Genomic DNA, 22,604 nt, shown 5'->3' on the forward strand with positions numbered 1-22,604 from the left:
TAGCTCTCGCTAATTGCGAAGAAGAACTGTGTGGAGCTATATCAAGCAACTTTGCAATTTCCTGATGAGACAAACCATCTAGCACAGAAAGCTTGAATACCTTTTTGTATCCAACTGGTAATTTATCAATTTCAGCCATAATATCCTCGTATTGGATAGAAGATACTGTATTTCTATAATCATCACAGCAGTCAATCACACTTTCATCTATGTCTGATAAAGAAATATATCTTAATGTATTACCCTTTTCTTTGTATTTTAATGCAAGATTAGATGTTATACTTGTAAGCCATTGGCTGAATCTGTTAGGGTTCTTCAAATCTTTCAAAGATACAAGCGCAAGTATAAATGCATCTTGGACAAGGTCATCAATGACATCCTTGTCCTCTTTAAGAATATTGATACATATACCTTTCATTTTAGGATAATATATCTGATACAATGTGCTGAAAGCACTATTATCTCCTTGTTTTGCTTTAAATACTAAAGTTTGTATATTTGAATCCATGAGTATATTATTTTGCACAATTTATCTATATATAGATATGAAACCAGCATGAATACTGCACGAAAAATTGTTAAAGAACATAAAAGCGCCTGATAATTTGCATATATCAAATATTAATTGTAATTTTGCGGTGGAAATATAAACAACGTAAATTATGTCAATATTCAGTCGCCTCTTTGGAAGGAAAAACAATCTTACCGTGGACTCTGACATCAAGAAGGAAGATGCCAGAAGCAGGAACATTGCCTTCGTAGATACCGAAGTGGGACTGAAAGACCATAAAATACACGACATCGGAGCATTGCGTTATGACGGAGCCACCTTTCACCAAGCATCACAGCCGGCACTGAACAAGTTCCTGCAAGAAGGAAAGGTTAACTATATCTGCGGGCATAACCTCATTCATCACGATGCCCACTATCTCCAACTCAACGGCATACTGATAGATACCCTCTATCTCTCCCCGCTCCTCTTCCCCAAGCGACCTTACCATCATCTGGTAAAGGACGACAAGCTGATGAGCGAGCAGATGAACAATCCTGTAAATGACTGCGAGAAAGCCAAGGAGCTGTTGATGGATGAAATCGCCGCATGGAATCAGTTATCAGAAAGGAAGAGAAGAATCTTCACCTTGCTGCTCCAGCATGAAGAGGAATTCAGAGGATTTCTGATGTATGTGGGAGCCATCGAAAAGGATGATACAATGATAGACGTTTCAGAATTCATTCTTTCTGAATACAAGAATCATATTTGCGCCCATGCCGATATTCCGGCTCTTGTAGCCCAGTCGCCTTGCGGCTTGGCATACGCCTTGGCCCTCATAGGCACAGACGATTACCAATCTGTAACCCCAGGTTGGGTACTCTGCCATTATCCCGAAGTAGAACATATCATCTATGTGCTCTGCCATACCCAATGCACCGATGGCTGCGAGTATTGCAACCGCATGCTCGACATTCATCACAACCTGAAGCAACTCTTCGGCTATGATGCCTTCCGTACCTATGACGGCGAACCGCTACAGGAACAGGCATCGCAGGCTGCAGTGGATGGCAAGTCATTATTGGCGATATTTCCTACGGGTGGCGGCAAGTCACTCACCTTCCAGTTGCCAGCCCTGATGGATGGCAGAACCATTCATGGACTCACCGTGGTTATCTCACCTCTGCAATCATTGATGAAAGACCAGGTAGATAACCTCGCAGACCGCGGATTCACCGATGCCGTAACCATCAACGGTCTCCTCGACCCTATCTCCCGCTCCCTAGCCATCGAACGGGTGCAGAGTGGAGATGCCACCTTATTATATATAGCACCAGAGATGTTGCGCTCCAAAACCATCGAGCGCATCCTGATGGCACGGCATGTGGTGAGATTCGTCATTGATGAAGCCCACTGCTTCTCTGCATGGGGACAAGACTTCCGTGTGGATTACCTATACATCGGCAAGTTTATCAAGGAATATCAGGAACGCAAATTTGGCAAGGACGCCATGGCCCGCAATCATGGTCAAACCCTGATACCCGTATCTTGCTTCACCGCCACTGCAAAACAGAAGGTGGTACAGGACATCTGCGACTATTTCAAGCATTGGCTGGGCACCGACCTCCAGCTCTTCGCCTCATCAGCCTCACGTACCAACCTGCACTATTCCGTTATCCACGTAGATAGTGACGGCAACAAATACAATCTACTGCGTTCACTGGTAGAGCAGGCAGATTGTCCTACCATCATCTACGTATCCCGCACCAAGCGAACCCGGGAACTCGCCCTGAAACTGACACGTGACGGCATTTCTGCCCTGCCCTATAATGGCAAGATGGATGCCGATGAGAAGATACACAATCAGGATGCCTTCATGAGCGATAAGGTTAGAATCATCGTCGCCACCTCCGCCTTCGGCATGGGAGTAGATAAGAGCGATGTGGGGCTGGTTATCCACTACGACATCTCCGACTCTCTGGAGAACTATGTTCAGGAGGCTGGACGTGCAGGAAGAGATCCACACCTCAATGCCAAATGCTATGTACTCTATAGCGATGAGGACTTGGATAAGCACTTCATCCTACTCAACCAAACAAAGCTGAGCATCAGCGAGATACAACAGGTATGGAATACCATCAAAGTTCTTACCAAGCAGCGCCCAAACGTAAGTTGTTCGGCACTGGAGATAGCCCGCCAAGCCGGTTGGGACGATTCGGTATCCGACATAGAAACCCGTGTTCGCACCGCCCTTTCCGCCCTGGAACAGAGCGGATACATAGAGCGTGGTAACAACATTCCGCACGTCTATGCCACAGGTATCACCGTCAAGAACATGGACGAAGCAAGACTGCGCCTCACCGAATCACCCCTGTTCTCGGAAGATGAGATGAAGAATGCCATCCGCATCATCAAGTCGCTCATCACCCAGAAGCATATAGCCAAGGCACAGGATAGCGAGGCAGAATCCCGCATCGATTACCTCGCCGACATCCTAGGACTCAGCAAGCGAGACGTCATCTCTTCCGTTGACCGTATGCGACAGGAAGGCATCCTTGCCGATACCCGTGACATTTCAGCCTATCTGCAAGACATCAGCGACAAGCAGCGCAAGCCTCAGCAGATGCTGGAGAACTTCGCCAAACTGGAAAGATACATTCTGGAACATATCCCGGATGAATCGCTGCATATCACATACAAGCAACTCAATGACAATGCCGTACACGACGGCATCAACACTTCAACCGAAAAGAAAATCCGCACACTGCTATACTTCCTGGCAGTGAAGGGTTATGCGCACAAGAAGGAAGACGGCGTCCGCAATCTTATCGTGACAAGAGACAAGGACATAGAGACCATCATCAAGCGATTCGAAAGACGAATTGAAGTTTGCCGATTCATCATCGAAAGACTATACAGCCTGGCTGAAGAAAACAGTAAAACTATAACAGAAGAGAGTAACAATAGCTCTTCTGTAGATTCAAGAGAGAAGCCTCTCCAATTCTCGGTAGTTGAACTTCTGAACAATCTGAAATCCGGCAACCAGTCACTCTTCTCCGACTTTTCTTCCCTGCAGTTGGAAGACGTGGAGGAAGCCTTGCTCTACCTCTCCAAGATAGGAGCCATGAAACTGGAAGGAGGATTCCTGGTACTCTACAATGCGATGGCGATTAAGCGCACCAAGGAACTTCGCCTCCGCTATAAGCAGGAAGATTATCGCATGCTCAATGAATTCTACAAGCAGAAGATTCAGCAGATTCACATCGTGGGCGAATATGCCAACCTGATGGTAAGGGATTATGATGCTGCCCTGCAATATGTGCAGGATTATTTCCAGATGGACTACCATCACTTCATCTCAAAGTACTTCAAGGGCAACCGGGAGACAGAGATAGAGCGCAACGTAACCCCTTCGAAGTATAAGCAACTCTTCGGAATACTCTCCAAGCGACAGAAGGAAATCATCGACGACCACGAGTCTCGCTGCATCGTAGTTGCTGCCGGTCCTGGCAGCGGCAAGACACGTGTGCTCGTACATAAGCTTGCCTCTCTCCTGCTGTTGGAAGATGTAAAGCATGAGCAACTCCTGATGCTTACTTTCTCTCGTGCAGCTGCTACCGAATTCAAGCAGCGACTGATGCTACTCATCGGCAATGCCGCCCATTTCGTGGAAATCAAGACCTTCCATTCCTACTGCTTCGACCTGCTGGGCAGGGTTGGCAATCTGGATGAGGCAGGAGATGTGGTTAAGCAAGCCGCCGAAATGATCAACAATGGAGAAGTGGAGCCCAATCGCATCAGCAAGACCGTGCTCGTGATCGATGAGGCGCAAGACATGAGCAAGGATGACTATGCCCTTGTCTCTGCTCTGATGAAAGCCAACGAAGAGATGAGGGTGATAGCCGTAGGCGATGATGACCAGAACATCTATGAGTTTAGGGGCTCCAACTCGCAGTATTTCTATGAATTGACCCAGACAGAGCACAGCCGTTTCATCGAGATGACTGAGAATTACCGTAGTCTTCGCCATATTGTGGATGCTGCCAACGACTTCGCCCGCAACATCCGTCAGCGAATCAAATCTACCCCTATCATCTCCATGAGTCAAGAAGATGGAGAGGTAAGAATCGTGAAGCATCCGTACGAGATTCCGGAGAAAAAGGTTTATATGTATCAGCCTATCCTAGAAGATGTTACGCGATTACTTGGAGGTAACGCTTCAAAAGAAGCCGATGCATCTTCTCGCAAGAAAAACGAAACCATCAGTATCCTCACGCAGACCAATGAGGAGGCAGTCATCATGCTGGCTCTTCTTCACAGTCATGGCATCAAGGCCAAGCTGGTGCAATCAATGGACGGCTTGCGCTTCTGGAATCTGGCAGAGGTAAGATACTTCTTGAAGAAGATAGACCAAGGCATCAAGGAAACGAAATCCCCTATCATACCTGATGATATTTGGGAAGCAGCCAAGCAGCAGACATTCCAAAAGTATGCCACCAGCCAGGCTTTGCCATATCTGCGCCGCAGCCTCCAGATATTTGAGCAGACCAATCGTGCCAAATACCACAGCGACCTGAGGGAGTTCGTGTTCGAATCATCAGTAGAAGACTTCTGTGACATTTTGAAATCAGACATCGTGGTCAGCACCATCCACAAGGCAAAAGGCCATGAGTTCGACCATGTACTGATGCTCATTACCCATCCCGAGCATCCTATCGATGACATACTGCGCCGATACTATGTGGGCATGACCCGTGCCAAGCGTACGCTTGCCATCCACACCAACGGCAATCTCTTCGACAGTCTGAAAAGTGCCCAGCATCTCTATGATGCCCAAGCCTATGATGAGCCCAACGAAATAGTGCTTCAGCTCTCACACAAGGACGTAAACCTTGGCTTCTCCAAGCCTCACAAGGACGCTATCCTTTGCCTGAGAAGCGGTATGCCGCTAACCTACCACGACTATTGCCTCTGTCTCCCATCAACAGGCAGAGACATAGCCCAGCTCTCCATCAAGATGAAGGAGAAACTAGGCAAATGGGAGTTGAAAGGCTATAAGGTAACCGCTGCCCGAATCCGCTTCATCGTGGCATGGAAATCAAAGGATGCACCGAGGGATGAGAAGGAATCCGCCATCGTGCTCGCAGATTTGGTGATGGAAAAATAAGATACGCTCACTGGAACCTTATCTACAAGCACGACCTATTAATCGGATGAAGCCACAGACACCACAGAGATTAAAAACTCACCAAACACTTATTTTAAGATATTAGACAGAATTTTATGTTAAAAATTTGGTGATTAGAAAGAAAACTCGTATTTTTGCAACACATATATTAATATTGATAGATATGGTATAATCATAATGTAACAAGGGAAGGAATTGCCATATGAAAGGTGACTACTTTACCTCATTAACACAACTTAAAAATACAATATCATGGGATGTTATTTAGCAATCGGGCTGAAAATAAAAACAGCCATTGGAAAGAAAGAAGTATCGAAGCATCTTGACGAGATGCCACTCGATGAATTTTTCAAGGAGATAGAAAAAGAGTATCACCTTGAAGACATTTACGTTCGCCAAGAAACAGAGGATTATTATGTTTACTCACTTGACGAAAAGTTGTTAGACAAAGAGTTCATCCCTTTCTTGGAGAAGTTCTATCAATTACGTTACCAAGATGGCGACAACTATGATACTCCAAAAGTATTGGAAGAACTAAACAGTATTCCTGACACTTCATCTCGCTTAGCTTTACTAAGCAAGAAAAGCTTCCAAACTTATCAAATGGGAAGCGATAATGACTACTATCGGGTAAAGGGAAGTTGGAACAACTACCTACCAATCTATAATACTTATGCCATTTTGAGTTTGGATGGCAAGATAATAATGGAATGTTATAACGGAGTATTCAATTTCTTGCGTCGTTGCATCATAGCACAAATGCCAGAGTTCAAGCTATCAAAAGCTTTAAGCATTTGGATTGATGGATAAAATGACATAACTAATAATAGAATCCCTCACCATAAGCCTTTGATGTTCAGTGAAATCAAAGACTTATGGTGAGGGACAACGCCTAAATACACCTTATTCTATCATCACGAAATAAGGAAGGTATAGCAATATGATGAAGGGAGTTACAAATTTTACTGCACAACAGCTGTTGTGCGACTGACGGAAGTGACTTTTCCGGCAACAGATACTTACTGTTCCAACAACTTATCCTACTTCTTACGACAACTTATAAAAACTTCTTACGATGCTTATTCCTATTGAAAAGCAGTTCTCATCCACATCAATAACACTGCTTATTCGTATCAATCAAACCACTCATCCATATTAGTGCCATTTTTATTTGGTAGTTTAAGAATAAAAGATTACCTTTGTATCGCTAAACAGAAAGAAGAATACGATGGCTATAAAATATGAGATCCATTATCTTCCCAATGCAGGAGGAAATGAAGAGACTCGCCGATTCGCCCATATCTTTGAGCAAACAGCTATGACAGACAAGGAGATGATCAGCCGAATCGCCAGACATAGCTGCCTGGGAGAAGGCGAAGTTTCGTCCGTACTCATGAAACTGCGTGATATCATAGAAGAAGACCTGCAAGATGGAAAGCGTATCAACATTCCGGAAATCGGATACCTCTCGCTCTCGGTAGATCTGGATATGGATGAACTGAAACCCGACAATAAAGTGAGAGCAGAATATGTAAGCGTAAGAGGCATCAAGTTTCGCCCCAATGCAGACTTGCTGAAACAGGTGAAATATAATACCCATTTCGAGAAATCACAATATACTTCCCGCTCCTACCCTTTCTCTGAAGATGCATTGAAGGAGAAAATAAGAGAGTATCTGAAGCATAACCGTTCCATCAACCGAAAAGTACTGGAAGCGGAATTTCATATCCGTAAACAGACAGCACTCAACTGGCTGAAGAAACTGGAAAAATCCGGGTTCCTGATTAAAGAAGGTTCCCGAAATGCACCGGTTTATTTTCTGGCAGAAGAATAGGAGCCCATCGGATGATAGAAAACTCACTAGATGACTGCAAGCCATAGTCTTCACGACCATCCAGGCTTCATTACATAAAATCTACACCCTAAAGATGAAGTAATATGCCAAATAAAGTAGAAAAGAGAATAACTGAGCAGAGCTCGCTCTACGAACATCTCGAAAAGATGAGCGTGGATGAACTCACCGCTCATATCAATGCAGAAAACAAGAAGGTGGCTATGGCAATAGAAGAAGCATTGCCTGCCATCAACCAACTGATTTCCGCCATCGAAGGACAGCTGAAGAAGGACGGAAGACTCTTCTATGCCGGTTGCGGAACGGGCGGAAGACTGGCTACACTCGATACCATCGAAGTACAGAACACCTATGGCATCGACGGTTCACAGATACAAGCCATCTTCCCCGGAGGCATCGGCTGCCTTACGCAAACCAGGGAATCCAGAGAAGACGACCTGGAGAATGGTTGGCACCAGCTCTGCGATAAACATATCTCAAAGCATGATTTCGTGCTGGGCTTTTCGGCAAGTGGCACAACTCCCTTTGTGCTCGCCATCCTGAAGCATTGCAAGGAGGCAGGCATTCCTACGGGATGCATCGTCAACAATCCTCACGCTCCTATCGCCCAAGCTGCCGATTATCCCGTAGAAGTCATCACTGGACCGGAATTCGTAACGGGAAGTACCCGCATGAAAGCCGGTTCATCGCAGAAGATGATTCTGGATATGATCAGTACTTCTCTTCAGATAAGGCAAGGACGGGTGGAAGGTAACAAGATGGTGAACGCCAAGCTCATCAATCATAAACTCATCGACCGCGCCTGCCGCATCTTTATGGAACGCAATCCGGAATATACGGATTACGAGGAAGTAAAGCTACTGATTCTGAAAGCAGGAAGCGTGAAGAAGGCGGAAGACCTGCTGAAGAGTAAAAGCGATTTAGATATTTAGATAGAGTTAGACAAGACTTCACCTTATATTATAATAGCACTATCAAGACTTCACCTTATATAATAGGACAATATGGCAAAGAAAGCAATTGTAATGGGTGCCACATCGGGCATCGGAATGGAAGTGGCCAAACTGCTTGCAGCAAAAGGTTGGCAGGTGGGAATAGCCGGAAGAAGAATAGAAAGATTACAGGCTCTGATTACTGAAGGTAAGACAACCTTGCAAAAGGGAATCTCACCTGATAGCAAGGAGACTTCGCTGGGCGGCATTACCTGCTACCAGCAAATAGACGTAACTTCTCCCGATGCTCCTACCCAACTTCTCGAACTCATCGATAAGTTGGGAGGTATAGACCTGTATTTCCATAGTTCTGGCATTGGCTGGCAGAATAATACGCTGGAGATAGAAAAGGAATTGAAGACCCTGGAAACCAACGGCTTGGGATTCACGAGAATGGTGGATACGGCATTCAACTGGTTTGCTACTCATCATCATTGCAACCCCAAAGCCCGCATTGCCTGCATCACTTCCATTGCCGGAACCAAAGGTCTCGGTGCAGCCCCTGCCTACTCTGCCACCAAACGATTCCAGAACCATTATCTGGAATGCCTGTCGCAGCAGACACGGATGCGCCATCTCCCTATCACCATCACAGATATCCGACCAGGCTTCGTAAAGACCGACCTCATCGCAGGCAGCAGCTATCCGCTGCAGCTCAAACCGGAAGATGTGGCGAAGCATATCGTAAATGCTATCGAAAACGGAAAGGAAGTAAAGGTGATAGACTGGAGATATGATATCCTCGTATTCCTCTGGCGACTCATTCCTAGATGGTTATGGACGAGATTGAGGATTACAACATAACAACTTTATTCCTTTCTGATGACAATCGTCTTAAACCAGTCTTTCAATACTCCGGCGTATTGATCCTGAGAATCAGACAGCAGGATGACAACCTGAGAACCATCTTCCAACTTGGGTCCCAGACACATACCTTCGTAATTGGCAAAGGAACGCTTGGAAAGCGACAAACCGGTCTTCCATTCCGTAAGCATTCTCTTTTTCAAGAAAGGAGTATCTGCTGAAAACTTCTCTTCCATAGAAAACCCATCAGAATTCAAAGGATTGATAAGATAGAGCTTGCACTTGCAGAAAGCACCTATCTTGATCTTCGGGATAAAGGCCTCACGCTCCAGAACCAGGAGCTGACCATCGGGCAAGGCGCAAAGCTCACTCACCCCCATCACATAGATATCTGCTTTCTTATGGGTAGAAGGTTGATCCATCTGATAGGCATAGGTCATCATATAACGAGAGTCTTTCTTGCTACCATTTTTCTTGCTACTCTCTTCCTTGCTACTCTCTTTCTTCATCTTTCCCCAATCAAACCTCATCAAACGAAGCTGGTTGGCCAATCCGTTTTGAGGAGTAGCAGGCTGTCCGTCCTTGCGAAACGTACTCTCAGGAATCGTCCAGAGATACTGACGGACGGAATCAAAAGCCAGAGACTCAAAATTATAATTTGGATAAAAATCAGAAGAAAGCCATCTGCTCTCCCAAAGGGTCTGCTGATAGCTAATCTTGGGAGCATTAGCCGAAGTAGGCAGAACAGGATATTCCTTTAAACGGCAATATCCTTCGCTTGCTATTACCAAGGTAGAATCAGAAACCTTCACAATGGCTTCGTGATCAAAGCCTTTCTCCTGCCCCTGCCAAGGCTTTCCATCGTTCAGAGTTCCATCTGTTCTCTCGGTAAACCCAAGATTCTCTACCTGTTCCAGTTCACCGGTCTTGGGATTCACCTGAATCCGGAAATTGAAATACAGGGCACTATCCGACTTGTCGCTTACCACCGCATAGATATCATCATGCAGATGAGCAATGCCACTGTAGTTGCCCGCAGTCACGGTTTTCGGAAAAGCTTTCTGAGCATTCTCTCTCACTACTTTCCATTCCTGAGCTCCAGCCAACAGACTGAATGCCAGGAAGATGGAAAGGATATTACAGCGCAGCATAAGTCAATACAAATTCCATGGTTAACTCGAAATCTACATGCGCCATCTTTCTGCTCTTGAGATTCTCCACATCACACGACCAATCTGCCATCGTATCAAACGGCTTCACCCGCATATCCTCAAACATCAGGTTTTCTTCAGAGAATAACTTAAAGACCGTTTCCTTGGCACACCAATGCACAAGCTTGGCATCCAGATCTTCCGCCTTCTCATCCTTGCGCAGGAATTTGGATGCGATGCGCTCTACCCTATCGCTGAAATATTCGATATCCACCGCCACTTCCTGATTTTTGGAAAGAATAAGCGCAGCATAACCTTTGGTATGCGAAACGCTGATATGATAACCACGGAACAATGGCTTGCCAGCCTCGTTGTGGGTAATGTCACCCGCATGAGAAAGCAAGCCCTTGGAAGCTCCGTTCGTCTTGAGCATCTCATACATTAATGCACGAATGGCAAGAAACTCCAGTTTCCTGCCATCGTTCTTATATTTCTCTTCCACCTGGGAGCGGTAAGCCTGCAGGTGAGGATACTGCTCGAACAACTGTTCTGCAGTTTCATCCATCTGCCATAAGCCCAGGCTCACTCCCGGATAAACTTCTCGTATATTGACTACTGCCATATTTCTATTATCTGTTTATAATAAGACCCAGATGATTACTTAGAAGAATCCTCCACGTTATCTTTCAAAGGATGTACCGTCACCTTAATCTTGCTGATGCGACGCTCCTCTATTTGCATAACCTCGAAAGTATAGTTCTTATAATCTATCTTCTCGTGCATACTTGGGAAATCGCCCTTAATCTCCAAGAGTAAGCCTGCCAGAGAATCTGCATCACCCTCAACCTCTTCAAACTCTTCGTCATCCACATTCAGAATTTTGCAGAAATCAGAAAGAAGAGTTTTACCTTCAAAGATAAAGGTGTTGTAATTTAATTTCGAGTAGAACTTCTCCTCCTCATCGTATTCATCATTGATTTCACCTACGATTTCCTCCAGAATATCTTCGAGAGTAACAATACCTGATGTTCCACCAAACTCATCTACCACAATGGCAATATGAACCTTGTTATCCTGGAACTCGCGAAGCAGATCATCTATCTTCTTGGTTTCCGGAACGAAATAAGGAGGACGAATCAGACTCTGCCAACGGAAGTTGGAAGCCTTCGTAAGATGAGGCAGTAAGTCCTTGATATACAGCACGCCACGAATATTATCCGTATTATCCTGATAAACAGGAATACGACTGTAGTTATTCTCTTCAATACACTTCAATACTTCCGGATAGGTGCTGCGGATATCCAGGTCAACAATATTCTGTCGGCTGGTCATCACCTCCTTGGCTGTTTCATCGCCAAAGCGGATGATACCCTTCAGCATGCTCTGCTCGTCCTTGATATCATTCTTATCAGTCAGTTCCAGAGCCTGTTCCAAGTCATCAACACTCAGCACATGGTTTTCCTTCTGTATAATCTTTTCAGCAAGAATACCGCTTTTGAGCAAGATAGTTTCTAAAGGCCAGAACAACTTTCTGACAAACAGAATTCCCCCTACGCAACGGCGACAGAACTTCAGGGAATCCTGGCGGGCATACACTTTCGGCATAATCTCACCAAAAAGCAAAAGCAAGAAAGTAAGAATAACCGTAATGATGAGGAACTGAAGCCAATAAGCTTTAGGACCAAACTCTACGATTCCTGCGAATACATAATTAAGGAGCATGATGATTGTGACATTCACAAAATTATTGGTTATCAAAATGGTAGCCAACGTTCGTTCAGAATCATCACGCAACATCTGTATTTTCTTATCGGCATCAGTCTTTTCATCCTCAAGTTCCGCAACATCAGTTGGTGATAAACTGAAAAAAGCAATTTCGGAACCACTGGCAAAAGCAGACATGCCTAACAATATAGCTGCAAGTACAGCAGCTACAATAACCCCGGCGGAAGGCTGCATCAGCATCACATCACCGAAGGCATCAGTTATGGTGGATATATCCAATTTCTGAGCTAAAAATTAATAATTATTGTTCTTTAGTAGCAGGGCGAGTACTCAACATCTCCATATTATCTACATAGATTTCTGTAATGTATTGTCTTCTACCCTGCTTGTCATCATAGGAGCGGTAGCGGATTCTTCCTTCCACATAAAGGCGGTCACCCTTATGCACATACTTCTCTACTACCTTTGCAAGCCCACGATAAAAAACAAGATTGTGCCAATCTGTATGGTCTGGCACTTGGGTACCATTAGGCAAAGTATATCCTTTCTCTGTTGTTGCAAGAGAAACCTGAGCTACTGCCTGATCTGCTTCAAAATAATGAATATCAGGATCTTTACCTACATTACCAATTAGCATAACCTTGTTCATGACACGAATCTTTTAAATTTCTGAATATTTACTTCCACATTCCCAGATAGCGGAAATGGAAATTCTTACCTTTTGCAGATGGGAACTGGCTGCGTGAATCAACACAATCGCGCAGATAATCTACAATGCGATTATAACAATCCAAACCTGATTCAGCTTTTACATCCGCAACAAAATGAGTATCACGGTACTCAAACTTTCCTGTAGCAGGTACCATCACTACACGCTTGAAATCAAGCGCTCCTTCATACCAGCCTGGAGCCTCCTGTGCCAAACTGGCAACAACAGGGTTCTCCATCCTCTCTGCAGGAGTAGGAGTACGCAACGCTTTCTTATCTTTAAAATCCTGCATGGTTGGCGCCGTAGTCTTTATCACAATGAAATAAACACGTGGGCGGACCTTATATCTTTTCGGATACGACAAATCGCTAGCGGCATATTCACGAACATCTGCCTCTAGTTCCGCATCCATCTCAATCTCAGGAATACTCTTTAAAAAACCAATAGCATCATCAACATTAGTAACCAATGTCTCCTGATCAAAATATCTTAAATATAAATTCATAAATGGGTATGTTTCTCGAGTTCAAAAAAAAAGAGCGGAAAACGGGACTCGGACCCGCGACCCCAACCTTGGCAAGGTTGTGCTCTACCAACTGAGCTATTTCCGCTTGTAAAACAACAATAAAGTGAAGAGGAGGAGACTCGAACTCCCACGACACAATTGTCACTACCCCCTCAAAGTAGCGCGTCTACCAATTCCGCCACCTCTCCAACACTAAGCTAATTTAAACATTGTGCCCAAGACAGGACTCGAACCTGCACGTTGTGAAACACACGCACCTGAAACGTGCGCGTCTACCAATTCCGCCACTTGGGCCCTAAACTTAAACCTATCTTGGCTTAATACAAAAATGATCGAGCGGAAAACGGGACTCGGACCCGCGACCCCAACCTTGGCAAGGTTGTGCTCTACCAACTGAGCTATTTCCGCTTGTAAGATAACAATACCAGTGAAGAGGAGGAGACTCGAACTCCCACGACACAATTGTCACTACCCCCTCAAAGTAGCGCGTCTACCAATTCCGCCACCTCTCCAAGCATATTGCCATCAATTATCTGACCAAGATAAAGCTTGATGTTGTTTCATAAAAATTGAGCGGAAAACGGGACTCGGACCCGCGACCCCAACCTTGGCAAGGTTGTGCTCTACCAACTGAGCTATTTCCGCAGTTTTTCCTATCACTTAGGAGCGTTCCTCTGAATGCGAGTGCAAAGGTACTACTTTTTTCTGAATTACCAAACTTTTCTGCGTTTTTTTTGAAAAAAAATGTGCATTTTGCCCTTTTTAGTGAACAAAACACACATTTCAAGCCTTATTTTGCCGCTTTTTAAACTTATCCGGCAGTAAAATCGGAAAAACGGAAATTATACTAATCCATCCTACTGCGATAATCTTCGTAGCTGAAATCTCTTAAAATTTCCAATTTTCCATCTAAATGTACAATTCCTATTGACGGATGAGTGATTCCATTAAAGGTATTTGTCTTTACCGTGGTATAATGCAGCATATCTTCGAAGATGACATTCTCGCCTATTTCCAGTTCATGATCAAATTTCCAGAATCCCAAAAAATCACCACTCAGACAACTGTTGCCACCTATTCTATATACATGTGCGCCCTCTGGAGCTTCCGTCGGGTCATCAACCTCCAGGGTTTCTGCATTTCTGACCGCTGGCATATACGGCATCTCCAGACAGTCGGGCATATGACAGGTAAAACTGGCATTTATGATAGCTGTCCTGATACCTTTATCTTCAACCACATCCACCACTTGGGTTACAAGCGGGCCCGTCTGCCAACCAAAGGCACTACCAGGTTCCATGATAATTTTGAGATGAGGATAGCGCTGGTGAAATCCCTTTATTATATTAATAAGGTGTTCCACATCATAATCCTTACGGGTCATCAGATGACCGCCACCGAAATTAATCCATTTCAACTGCGGAAACCAAGGAGAGAATTTCTCTTCGATATGAGCCAACGTCCGTTCAAAGACATCCGCCCCACTCTCGCAGTGACAATGACAATGGAATCCTTCGATATCAGAAGGCAACGTCTGAGGCAATTTATCTGCCGATACTCCGAATCGGGTTCCAGGCGCACAAGGATTATACAGCAATGTACCGACTTCAGAATATTCCGGGTTCACTCTCAATCCCAGTCTGATGTCAGGATTTGCCCGACGAGCCCGTTCATGATATCGCTCATATTGCGTAAGCGAGTTGAAAGTAAGATGACTTGAGCATTGTGCAATCTCATCAATCTCATAATCGGTATAAGCCGGCGAGAATGTATGCGCCTTACTGCCAAATTCATAATATGCCAGTTTTGCCTCGCTAAGAGAGCTGGTCGTGGTCGAAGAAATATACTCTCTGAAAATCGGGAAGGTCTTCCAAAGAGCATAAGCCTTAAAAGCTAGAATAATTTCCATATCGGCACGCTCAGCCACACTCCTGATGAGCGACAGATTGTGTCGCAAACGTTCTTCCTCTAAAACGTAAATTGGTCGATGAATCTCATTAAAATTCGCTAAATTTACTTGCATAACTTGATAAATATTAATTTTATGGTGCAAAGATAGCTTTTTATCCCGAATATAATTGCTAGTTTGCGTTTTTTTTAATACTTTTGCATCATAAAAATCATTTTGACGATGAAATTAGCGATAATGACCAAGTCCACATTCTTTGTGGAAGAAGATAAAATACTATCCTCGCTGTTCGACGAGGGCATGGACAACCTGCATCTTTTCAAGCCAGGTTCGTCACCAATGTATGCTGAGCGACTGCTCACGTTACTGCCTGAAGACTATCTTCGCAAGATTACTGTTCATGATCATTATTACCTCAAACAGGAGTATGATTTAGCAGGAATCCATATAGACGATCCGCTAGCACCGGTACCGGATGGATACAAAGGCAAGTTCAGTCGCACCTGCACAGATCTCTCGATGCTGAAAGAGATGAAGAAGAAATCAAACTATGTGTTTCTGAAAAACATCTTCGACTGTATTGAGTTTAAAGATGAAAAGTCTTCCTTCAATCTGCAGCAGCTTGAGAATGCAGCCAAGGCAGGACTCATAGACAAGAAGGTATACGCCTTGGGAGGCATGAGTCTGGAAAATCTCAAGATTGCCAAGGAACTCGGATTTGGAGGAGTAGTAATCTGTGGAGATCTCTGGAACCGTTTCGACATTCACAACGAGCGCGATTTCAAAGAGCTGATTCTTCACTTCGAGAAATTGAGAAAGGCTATCAGCTAACCCGGAGTTTCCCGAAAAAAGATTCATCCCCTACATGAGAATAGATAAAAATAACTATTAATACACATAAACACTAATAAAAATGAGTGACAAAAACTCTTTTTTGGTATTCTCTGGTACTAACTCGAGATACCTTGCAGAAAAAATCTGCGCTAGTTTAGGTTGCCCACTGGGTAATTTGGTTGTAACCAAGTTCTCTGATGGTGAATTTGGCGTATCTTTCGAGGAGTCTATCCGCGGACGCGATGTGTTCCTCGTACAGAGTACATTCCCTAATTCAGACAACTTGATGGAGTTGCTCCTGATGATTGACGCAGCAAAGCGTGCTTCTGCCCGCCATATTATTGCTGTTGTTCCTTACTTCGGATGGGCTCGTCAGGATCGTAAGGACAAGCCACGTGTCAGCATCGGCGCTAAGTTGGTAGCCGACTTGCTCAGCGTTGCCGGTATCGACCGTCTCATCACCATGGACCTCCATGCTGATCAGATTCAGGGCTTCTTTGATGTTCCTGTAGATCACCTCTATGCATCTGGCGTTATTTTGCCATACCTGCAGAGCTTGCGCCTCGAGGATATGGTCATTGCTTCTCCAGACGTAGGTGGTTCTAAGCGTGCCAACACTTATGCCAAGTACTTTGGCTGCCCTCTCGTGCTCTGCAACAAGACCCGTGCTCGTGCCAATGTAGTAGCAAGCATGCAGATTATCGGTGATGTAAAAGACAAGAATGTCGTCATCATTGATGATATGGTCGATACAGCCGGTACTATCACTAAGGCTGCCGATATCATGAAGCAGGCTGGTGCAAAGACTGTTCGCGCATGCGCATCTCACTGCGTGATGAGTGGTCCTGCATCTGAGCGTGTTCAGGATTCAGCTCTTGAGGAGATAGTATTCACTGATTCCATCCCTTACACCAAGCGTTGCGCAAAGGTTAAGCAGATTTCTATTGCAGATATGTTTGCAGAAACCATTCGCCGTGTTGAGGATAACGAGAGTATCTCTTCTCAGTATCTGGTATAAGGAAATATCATCATACAAGTTTACAAGGAGTCTTTCTTACAAAAAAGGAAGACTCCTTTTTTATGATTCCATTCTTCCCCTTCTCTATTTCTAATCTACATTCACAATTCACTTTTCACAATTCACTTTCAAAGTTTCTACATCTTCAATATCGCTATTCGCTGTTCGTTTTGAAACAAAAAATCCTGTACCCCCAAAAGAGATACAGGATTCATATATTTATAATGTGACAATGTCGCTATTATATTAGTTCAACCACTTCACGTAGCAGAAGTCCTGACGGTGTGGCAACTTATCATTCTTAGGATACATACGTACGCCTGTCTTGAATGAACCAGCATTGATTGGCTCAATCTCAGCCTCGAATGTAAAGTTGTTACCCTCATGACCAACCATCTTGAATGGATAAACAGCATAAATCTGCTTGCCATCCTCAGGCTGCTCCTTCAATACAACAAGCTCCAAACCTACAGCATCGTTCAAGCCCTGCTCATCGATAACATACTGAACCTTGATCTTCTGACCAGTCTCAGCAGCCATCAGCATGCAGTCGTCCTTAGATACTACGTGGATACCATCCCAACGCTCAGCTACGCTCTCCTTCCAGAGTGCAATCTCCTTAGCAAGGGCATTGTCATTAGCGCTCAACTTCTTGAAGCGGGCAGCCTCCTTATTGTAGAACTTATCATAGTAGTCATCCAACTGGCGCTTCATTGTGTAGTGAGGAGCGATAGTAGCGATAGAGTTCTTTACTACCTGGATCCACTCCTTGCTGAAGCCTTCCTTGTTCTTATTGTAGTACATTGGGATGATGTCGTTCTCCAAGAGGTTGTAGATAGTAGCAGCATCAAGCTGATCCTGGTAACCCTGGTTCTGGTATGTACGCTTCTCAGGAAGAGCCCAACCAGCACCCTCGCGGTAACCTTCTACCCACCAACCATCAAGTACAGAGAGGTTGACAACACCGTTCATCTCAGCCTTCTCGCCAGATGTACCAGAAGCCTCCAATGGACGTGTAGGAGTATTCATCCAGATATCAACACCTGAAACCAGACGGCGAGCCAAAGTCATATCGTAATCCTCGAGGAAGATAATCTTGCCAAGGAACTCAGGACGCTGACTGATCTCGAAAATCTTCTTGATCAAGCCCTGACCAGCACCATCAGCTGGGTGAGCCTTACCTGAGAAGAAGAACAATACTGGGTGCTCTGGATCGTTAACGATCTTAGACAAGCGATCCAAGTCGGTGAAGAGCAAGTGAGCACGTTTGTATGTAGCGAAACGACGGCAGAAACCAATCATCAAAGCGTTAGGGTTGATACGCTCGAGCAAAGATACTACACGAGCAGGATCCCCCTGGTTCTTCAACCATGTCTGTGTGAACTTCTCACGGATATAAGCTACGAGCTTCTTCTTCAATGCCATACGGGTATTCCAGATTTCTGCATCTGAAACATTGTAGATGGCATGCCAGATTTCCTCGTTGCTCTGGTCGTTCATGAAGTTCTTGTCGAAATATGTATCGTAGAGCTTACGCCACTCTGTTGCTGTCCAAGTTGGGAAGTGAACACCATTGGTTACATAACCTACGTGGTTTTCCTCTGGGAAGTAACCCTTCCAGATATTAGCGAACATCTGCTGGCTTACCCAACCGTGAAGCTTACTTACACCATTAACCTCCTGGCAAGTGTTGCATGCGAATGTAGAGAGGCAGAAACGCTCGTTGTGATCATCTGCATTTTCACGACCCATACCGATGAACTCATCCCAAGAGATGCCAAGGCGCTGTGGATAGCCACCCATGTACTTGCCGAAGAGAGCCTCGTCGAAGTAGTCATGACCAGCTGGCACTGGAGTATGAACAGTATAGAGAGAAGAAGCGCGAACCAACTCGAGAGCCTGGTTGAAGTTCAAGCCATCCTCCTCGATGTAGTCGCAGAGACGCTGCAAGTTGCAGAGAGCAGCATGACCCTCATTGCAGTGATAAATCTCCTTCTTGATGCCAAGTTTCTTCAAAGTCAAGATACCGCCGATACCCAGCAAGATTTCCTGCTTCAAGCGATTCTCCCAGTCACCACCATAGAGTGAGTGAGTGATAGGACGGTCGAACTCTGAGTTCATATCATTATCTGTATCCAGAAGATACAACTTGATACGACCTACATTCATCTGCCATACGTATGCATGTACCTGATAGTTTGTGTAAGGTACATCAACTACCAATGGGTTACCATTCTCATCATATACTCGCTCGATAGGGAGAGAGTTGAAGTTCTGGGCATCATAGTTAGCAATCTGCTGACCATCCATACTCAAAGACTGCTTGAAATAACCATATCTGTAGAGGAAACCAACAGCACACATATCCACGTTGCTGTCAGATGCCTCCTTCAAGTAGTCACCAGCAAGCATACCAAGACCACCAGAGTAAATCTTAACTACCTGGTTGATACCATACTCCATGCAGAAGTAAGCAACTGAAGGGCGCTTAGCATTAGGCTTCACATCCATGTACTCGCGGAACATCTTATAGACGTTCTTAACCTTAGCCATTGTCTCCTTGTCCTTAACAATAGCCTCCTTGCGGTCGTAGCTCAAACGTTCCAAGAGCAATACAGGGTTAGCATTACACTTCTCGTACAAGTCTGGATCAAGACTCTTGAACAAGTCACGACCTTCATAATTCCATGCCCACCACATATTGTGAGCGATTTCATCCAAGCACTTCAACTCCTTAGGAAGGCTTGATTTAATGGTTGTCTCCTTCCATTGAGGAGCATTAGCATAGTCTGCCTTAATTTTCATTGTGTTTTATTTTTAAGATGTATATTTTCTATCTTGCAAACATAGCGATTCTTGCAGAATCCAAATATTTGTTTTATGGCTAACGCCATCAAGAGAGAGATTATTATTTCTTCATACGAACTTCAGCCTTGCGCAGGGCAAAGTCATAAGCATCATAGTAATACTCGATAAAGTGTTTCCACAATGCTTTTTCTGAAAGAATCTCAGCATTTTTACGACACTTGTTCACCTGTGTCTTGGTGAATCCCGAGTACTTAGCTACGGTATCCTTGATAGCATCAGCTACCTCAGAATAATTATAGTCGGTACGCTTGATAACCTTCACACCATCCTCTATCTCACTGTAACTTCCCTTCTCTGAGTTAGCCCAAAGACCGAAACCAGCCAAATCGGTGGTGATACAAGGCACCTTGAACGCAACAGCCTCCAATGGAGTATATCCCCATGGCTCATAATAAGAAGGATAGATACAGAGGTCATTACCCAACACTACATCATAGTAGCTCTTGTTGATAATGCCATCATCGCCTGTCAAGTAGCAAGGTAAGAATATCAGTTTCACCTTGTCTTCCTTATTATTATGCATGTTGAAGTACTTCAGCATACCCAATACATTATCATGACTCATATTATGCAACCAATGGGTAATCTCCGGAACCTCCAATGGCGTGTCAAACTTCTTACCGCTATTCAGACGATCCAACAGATCCTGACGTGGATCTCCTACCCAACCAGGTACGTCAATGAATGCCAATACATTCTTCTTCAAATTGTTGTCACGAAGCAGTCGGTTCATAGCCTCAATATAGACATCGATACCCTTGTTGCGGAACTCGTAGCGTCCGCTGGTAGAAACGATGAGCGTATCATCATCCAAATCTGTACCCATCAAAGCATTGGCTACATCGAGCAAACGCTTTCTTGCCTCCTTACGTTTCTTTGTAAAGGTACTTGCTTTAGGTACAAAACTATTGTCAAATCCGTTAGGCAAAACGAAATCTACCGGTTTATCGAGCAATTCCTTGCACTCGTTGGCAGTAATATCACTCACTGTTGTGAAACAATCAACATACTTAGCAGTCTGCTTTTCTATAGAATGCTTGCTTTGCATATTGAGTTCCTGCGCCATCTGATCACCATTATAGGCAAAAAGATAATCGTAAAGAGGCTTATTATTACCGGCAATACTACGACCGATACTTGTAGCATGCGTGGTGAACACTGTAGCCACCTCAGGAAGATGCTTGTTCACATAGAGCACACCAAGTCCTGTCATCCATTCATTTCCATGATAGATAACTTTCTTGCCTTTTCCAACGACATGTTTGTAGAAACTCTCTACTACCAGAGCGGCAGCATAAGAGAACATCGATGCTTCGTCATAGTCACCATAAGCATGAAGACTATCAACCTGATAGTCCTGCCATAGTTGTCCATAGATCTGGTCTTTAACAGCATAGTAAGGATTGAAATCTACTAAAACAGCTACTGGCTCTCCCGGTATATTCCATCTACCTACTTTAACCTTTAAGCCCTCTTTCAGAGCTTCTGTTTTCCACGCCGCATAAAGCGTATCATCTTGAGAGAAATAAGGATTCACCTTGTCTCCCCAGCAATCAGGACCAATGAAGATTAGTTGATCCTTTAACCTTTCCGTAAGAGTCTTAGCTCGTGTTGAAAGAACGGTGTAGATACCACCAACTTTATTACACACTTCCCAACTAGACTCAAATATGTAATCTGGAAATAATCTTTTCTTTTCCATATATAATTATCAATAAACACCGCAAAGATAGATAAATATTTGCAAAAAAACGAATTAATCTTATTAAAATCCTAAAAAAAATGCAGTTTTCTTGATTTAAATGAATAACTTTGTCGCAGTTAATTGAAAAAAGAGATGAAAAGAAAGATTTTAGCAACATTATTATGCCTAATTAGTATATCTAGTATGGCACAAACAGACAGCACCCTATTCAAGGGGAAGATTACAAACAAAGAGTATGATGTCTATATGAATATAGACTTCTACCATAAGAACCTCAAGGTTCCAGGACAGGAACTGTTCGGTGAAATGCCCGGATATTTCGGTGACAGACGTGATAGTCGCAAATGGCTGATTACAGATGCTGACATCGAGGGAAAGACCGCTCATCTATCCATTATCAATGATTACGGGAGCGAAGATCTTACTGCCGACCTCATAGCCTTGCCCGATGGTAGTTACGAGTTGCAGCAGAAAGAAGGAAGTAACCTGAAAATTGCCCGAAACCGGAAATGGGTGAAGATTCCTAAAAAACTGAAATTCACCAAGCAGTAGACAAAGCACTCAGAATATCGCAGAAATGCCCCTCGCTATTATGGTAAATAGCGAGGGGTTATTATATTATATAGCAAGGGTAATTATACTAAATAGCCAGTGTTATTAAACAGAAAAGCCCCGACTACTTTCGTAATCGAGGCTTCTGAAATTGAAAGGAGGCGGCTACCTACTCTCCCGCATTGCATTGCAGTACCATCGGCGCAAGTGAGCTTAACTTCTCTGTTCGGAATGGGAAGAGGTGGGACCTCACCGCAATAACCACCTGATAATGGGTTATG

General features: G+C 44.3%; 17 protein-coding genes, 6 tRNA genes and 1 rRNA gene. 8 read left to right on the plus strand and 16 right to left on the minus strand.

Annotated elements, in window-relative coordinates; genetic code table 11:
• Positions 1–508 (minus strand): RNA polymerase sigma factor (locus ACWJAO_RS11755; protein WP_449140385.1); only part of this gene is annotated, 508 nt, incomplete at its 3' end.
• 154 nt (positions 509–662) lie between these two features.
• On the opposite strand from ACWJAO_RS11755, the gene ACWJAO_RS11760 reads away from it, so the two are divergent.
• The 5 genes from ACWJAO_RS11760 (at position 663) to ACWJAO_RS11780 (ending at position 9,326) form a co-directional block, all read left to right on the plus strand.
• Complete coding sequence (locus ACWJAO_RS11760; RefSeq protein WP_449140386.1) at positions 663–5,657, plus strand: RecQ family ATP-dependent DNA helicase; 4,995 nt, start codon at positions 663–665, stop codon at positions 5,655–5,657.
• A gap of 273 nt (positions 5,658–5,930) precedes the next feature.
• The gene (locus tag ACWJAO_RS11765; RefSeq protein WP_449140387.1) at positions 5,931–6,488 is read left to right on the plus strand and encodes a hypothetical protein; all 558 of its coding nucleotides are present in this window, start codon (positions 5,931–5,933) and stop codon (positions 6,486–6,488) included.
• A gap of 418 nt (positions 6,489–6,906) precedes the next feature.
• Positions 6,907–7,512: an HU family DNA-binding protein gene (locus tag ACWJAO_RS11770; RefSeq protein WP_118155018.1), complete on the plus strand. Its 606-nt coding sequence runs from the start codon at positions 6,907–6,909 to the stop codon at positions 7,510–7,512.
• A 104-nt stretch (positions 7,513–7,616) separates the two neighbouring features.
• Positions 7,617–8,462, plus strand: a complete 846-nt coding sequence (locus tag ACWJAO_RS11775) for an N-acetylmuramic acid 6-phosphate etherase (RefSeq protein WP_449140388.1) — start codon at positions 7,617–7,619, stop codon at positions 8,460–8,462.
• Positions 8,463–8,534: 72 nt separating this feature from the next.
• Positions 8,535–9,326 (plus strand): SDR family NAD(P)-dependent oxidoreductase, encoded by a 792-nt coding sequence (locus tag ACWJAO_RS11780; RefSeq protein WP_449140389.1) that lies wholly within the window; start codon positions 8,535–8,537, stop codon positions 9,324–9,326.
• A gap of 5 nt (positions 9,327–9,331) precedes the next feature.
• Here the strand turns inward: ACWJAO_RS11780 and ACWJAO_RS11785 are convergent, their stop codons facing one another.
• The 12 genes from ACWJAO_RS11785 to nspC all read right to left on the minus strand — a co-directional run bounded on the left by ACWJAO_RS11785 (position 9,332) and on the right by nspC (position 15,460).
• Positions 9,332–10,477 carry an esterase-like activity of phytase family protein gene (locus tag ACWJAO_RS11785; RefSeq protein WP_449140390.1) on the minus strand — a complete coding sequence of 382 codons (1,146 nt, stop codon included), beginning with the start codon at positions 10,475–10,477 and terminating at the stop codon, positions 9,332–9,334.
• Positions 10,464–11,099 carry a 4'-phosphopantetheinyl transferase superfamily protein gene (locus ACWJAO_RS11790; RefSeq protein WP_449140391.1) on the minus strand — a complete coding sequence of 212 codons (636 nt, stop codon included), beginning with the start codon at positions 11,097–11,099 and terminating at the stop codon, positions 10,464–10,466. The genes ACWJAO_RS11785 and ACWJAO_RS11790 overlap by 14 nt, the downstream gene beginning before the upstream one ends.
• A gap of 35 nt (positions 11,100–11,134) precedes the next feature.
• Entirely contained in the window at positions 11,135–12,481 is a 1,347-nt protein-coding gene (gene gldE, locus ACWJAO_RS11795) for a gliding motility-associated protein GldE (RefSeq protein WP_449140392.1), read from the minus strand.
• A 22-nt stretch (positions 12,482–12,503) separates the two neighbouring features.
• A complete protein-coding gene (locus tag ACWJAO_RS11800; RefSeq protein WP_022120694.1) occupies positions 12,504–12,851 on the minus strand; it encodes a single-stranded DNA-binding protein in 348 nt (115 codons plus the stop codon).
• Between the two features lie 28 nt (positions 12,852–12,879).
• On the minus strand, positions 12,880–13,416 hold the full coding sequence (locus ACWJAO_RS11805; RefSeq protein ID WP_449140393.1) for a hypothetical protein: 537 nt from the start codon (positions 13,414–13,416) through the stop codon (positions 12,880–12,882).
• Positions 13,417–13,449: 33 nt separating this feature from the next.
• Positions 13,450–13,522, minus strand: a tRNA-Gly gene (locus tag ACWJAO_RS11810).
• Between the two features lie 19 nt (positions 13,523–13,541).
• A tRNA-Leu gene (locus ACWJAO_RS11815) sits at positions 13,542–13,625 on the minus strand.
• Positions 13,626–13,649: 24 nt separating this feature from the next.
• A tRNA-Leu gene (locus tag ACWJAO_RS11820) sits at positions 13,650–13,731 on the minus strand.
• A gap of 41 nt (positions 13,732–13,772) precedes the next feature.
• Positions 13,773–13,845 (minus strand) — tRNA-Gly (locus ACWJAO_RS11825).
• Positions 13,846–13,865: 20 nt separating this feature from the next.
• Positions 13,866–13,949 (minus strand) — tRNA-Leu (locus ACWJAO_RS11830).
• 60 nt (positions 13,950–14,009) lie between these two features.
• Positions 14,010–14,082, minus strand: a tRNA-Gly gene (locus tag ACWJAO_RS11835).
• 202 nt (positions 14,083–14,284) lie between these two features.
• A complete protein-coding gene (nspC, locus tag ACWJAO_RS11840; RefSeq protein WP_449140394.1) occupies positions 14,285–15,460 on the minus strand; it encodes a carboxynorspermidine decarboxylase in 1,176 nt (391 codons plus the stop codon).
• 108 nt (positions 15,461–15,568) lie between these two features.
• Here nspC and ACWJAO_RS11845 point away from each other — a divergent pair, with 108 nt between their 5' ends.
• A complete protein-coding gene (locus tag ACWJAO_RS11845) occupies positions 15,569–16,177 on the plus strand; it encodes a thiamine phosphate synthase (RefSeq protein WP_022120692.1) in 609 nt (202 codons plus the stop codon).
• A gap of 82 nt (positions 16,178–16,259) precedes the next feature.
• Positions 16,260–17,198 carry a ribose-phosphate pyrophosphokinase gene (locus ACWJAO_RS11850; protein WP_317598957.1) on the plus strand — a complete coding sequence of 313 codons (939 nt, stop codon included), beginning with the start codon at positions 16,260–16,262 and terminating at the stop codon, positions 17,196–17,198.
• A 246-nt stretch (positions 17,199–17,444) separates the two neighbouring features.
• Here ACWJAO_RS11850 and glgP read toward each other — a convergent pair whose 3' ends face one another.
• Both glgP and ACWJAO_RS11860 read right to left on the minus strand, forming a co-directional pair.
• A complete protein-coding gene (gene glgP / locus ACWJAO_RS11855) occupies positions 17,445–20,003 on the minus strand; it encodes an alpha-glucan family phosphorylase (protein ID WP_449140395.1) in 2,559 nt (852 codons plus the stop codon).
• Positions 20,004–20,106: 103 nt separating this feature from the next.
• Positions 20,107–21,768: a glycogen/starch synthase gene (locus tag ACWJAO_RS11860; protein WP_118139967.1), complete on the minus strand. Its 1,662-nt coding sequence runs from the start codon at positions 21,766–21,768 to the stop codon at positions 20,107–20,109.
• A 186-nt stretch (positions 21,769–21,954) separates the two neighbouring features.
• On the opposite strand from ACWJAO_RS11860, the gene ACWJAO_RS11865 reads away from it, so the two are divergent.
• Positions 21,955–22,323, plus strand: coding sequence for a hypothetical protein (locus tag ACWJAO_RS11865; protein ID WP_233400745.1), 369 nt, complete (start codon positions 21,955–21,957; stop codon positions 22,321–22,323).
• 156 nt (positions 22,324–22,479) lie between these two features.
• On the opposite strand, the gene rrf is transcribed toward ACWJAO_RS11865, so the two are convergent.
• A 5S ribosomal RNA gene (rrf, locus tag ACWJAO_RS11870) occupies positions 22,480–22,592 on the minus strand.
• Between the last annotated feature and the right edge of the window lie 12 nt (positions 22,593–22,604).

It is taken from the genome of Segatella sp., from assembly GCF_977051555.1.

Bases quoted from the DNA above. Each gene is read 5' to 3' on its own strand.
- ACWJAO_RS11865 (WP_233400745.1), top strand. From the start codon at position 21,955: ATGGCACAAACAGACAGCACCCTATTCAAGGGGAAGATTACAAACAAA.
- ACWJAO_RS11805 (WP_449140393.1), bottom strand. From the start codon at position 13,416: ATGAATTTATATTTAAGATATTTTGATCAGGAGACATTGGTTACTAAT.
- ACWJAO_RS11760 (WP_449140386.1), top strand. From the start codon at position 663: ATGTCAATATTCAGTCGCCTCTTTGGAAGGAAAAACAATCTTACCGTG.
- ACWJAO_RS11850 (WP_317598957.1), top strand. From the start codon at position 16,260: ATGAGTGACAAAAACTCTTTTTTGGTATTCTCTGGTACTAACTCGAGA.
- ACWJAO_RS11785 (WP_449140390.1), bottom strand. From the start codon at position 10,477: ATGCTGCGCTGTAATATCCTTTCCATCTTCCTGGCATTCAGTCTGTTG.
- ACWJAO_RS11790 (WP_449140391.1), bottom strand. From the start codon at position 11,099: ATGGCAGTAGTCAATATACGAGAAGTTTATCCGGGAGTGAGCCTGGGC.
- ACWJAO_RS11765 (WP_449140387.1), top strand. From the start codon at position 5,931: ATGGGATGTTATTTAGCAATCGGGCTGAAAATAAAAACAGCCATTGGA.
- ACWJAO_RS11860 (WP_118139967.1), bottom strand. From the start codon at position 21,768: ATGGAAAAGAAAAGATTATTTCCAGATTACATATTTGAGTCTAGTTGG.
- ACWJAO_RS11845 (WP_022120692.1), top strand. From the start codon at position 15,569: ATGAAATTAGCGATAATGACCAAGTCCACATTCTTTGTGGAAGAAGAT.
- ACWJAO_RS11775 (WP_449140388.1), top strand. From the start codon at position 7,617: ATGCCAAATAAAGTAGAAAAGAGAATAACTGAGCAGAGCTCGCTCTAC.
- ACWJAO_RS11770 (WP_118155018.1), top strand. From the start codon at position 6,907: ATGGCTATAAAATATGAGATCCATTATCTTCCCAATGCAGGAGGAAAT.
- ACWJAO_RS11780 (WP_449140389.1), top strand. From the start codon at position 8,535: ATGGCAAAGAAAGCAATTGTAATGGGTGCCACATCGGGCATCGGAATG.
- ACWJAO_RS11800 (WP_022120694.1), bottom strand. From the start codon at position 12,851: ATGAACAAGGTTATGCTAATTGGTAATGTAGGTAAAGATCCTGATATT.
- nspC (WP_449140394.1), bottom strand. From the start codon at position 15,460: ATGCAAGTAAATTTAGCGAATTTTAATGAGATTCATCGACCAATTTAC.
- glgP (WP_449140395.1), bottom strand. From the start codon at position 20,003: ATGAAAATTAAGGCAGACTATGCTAATGCTCCTCAATGGAAGGAGACA.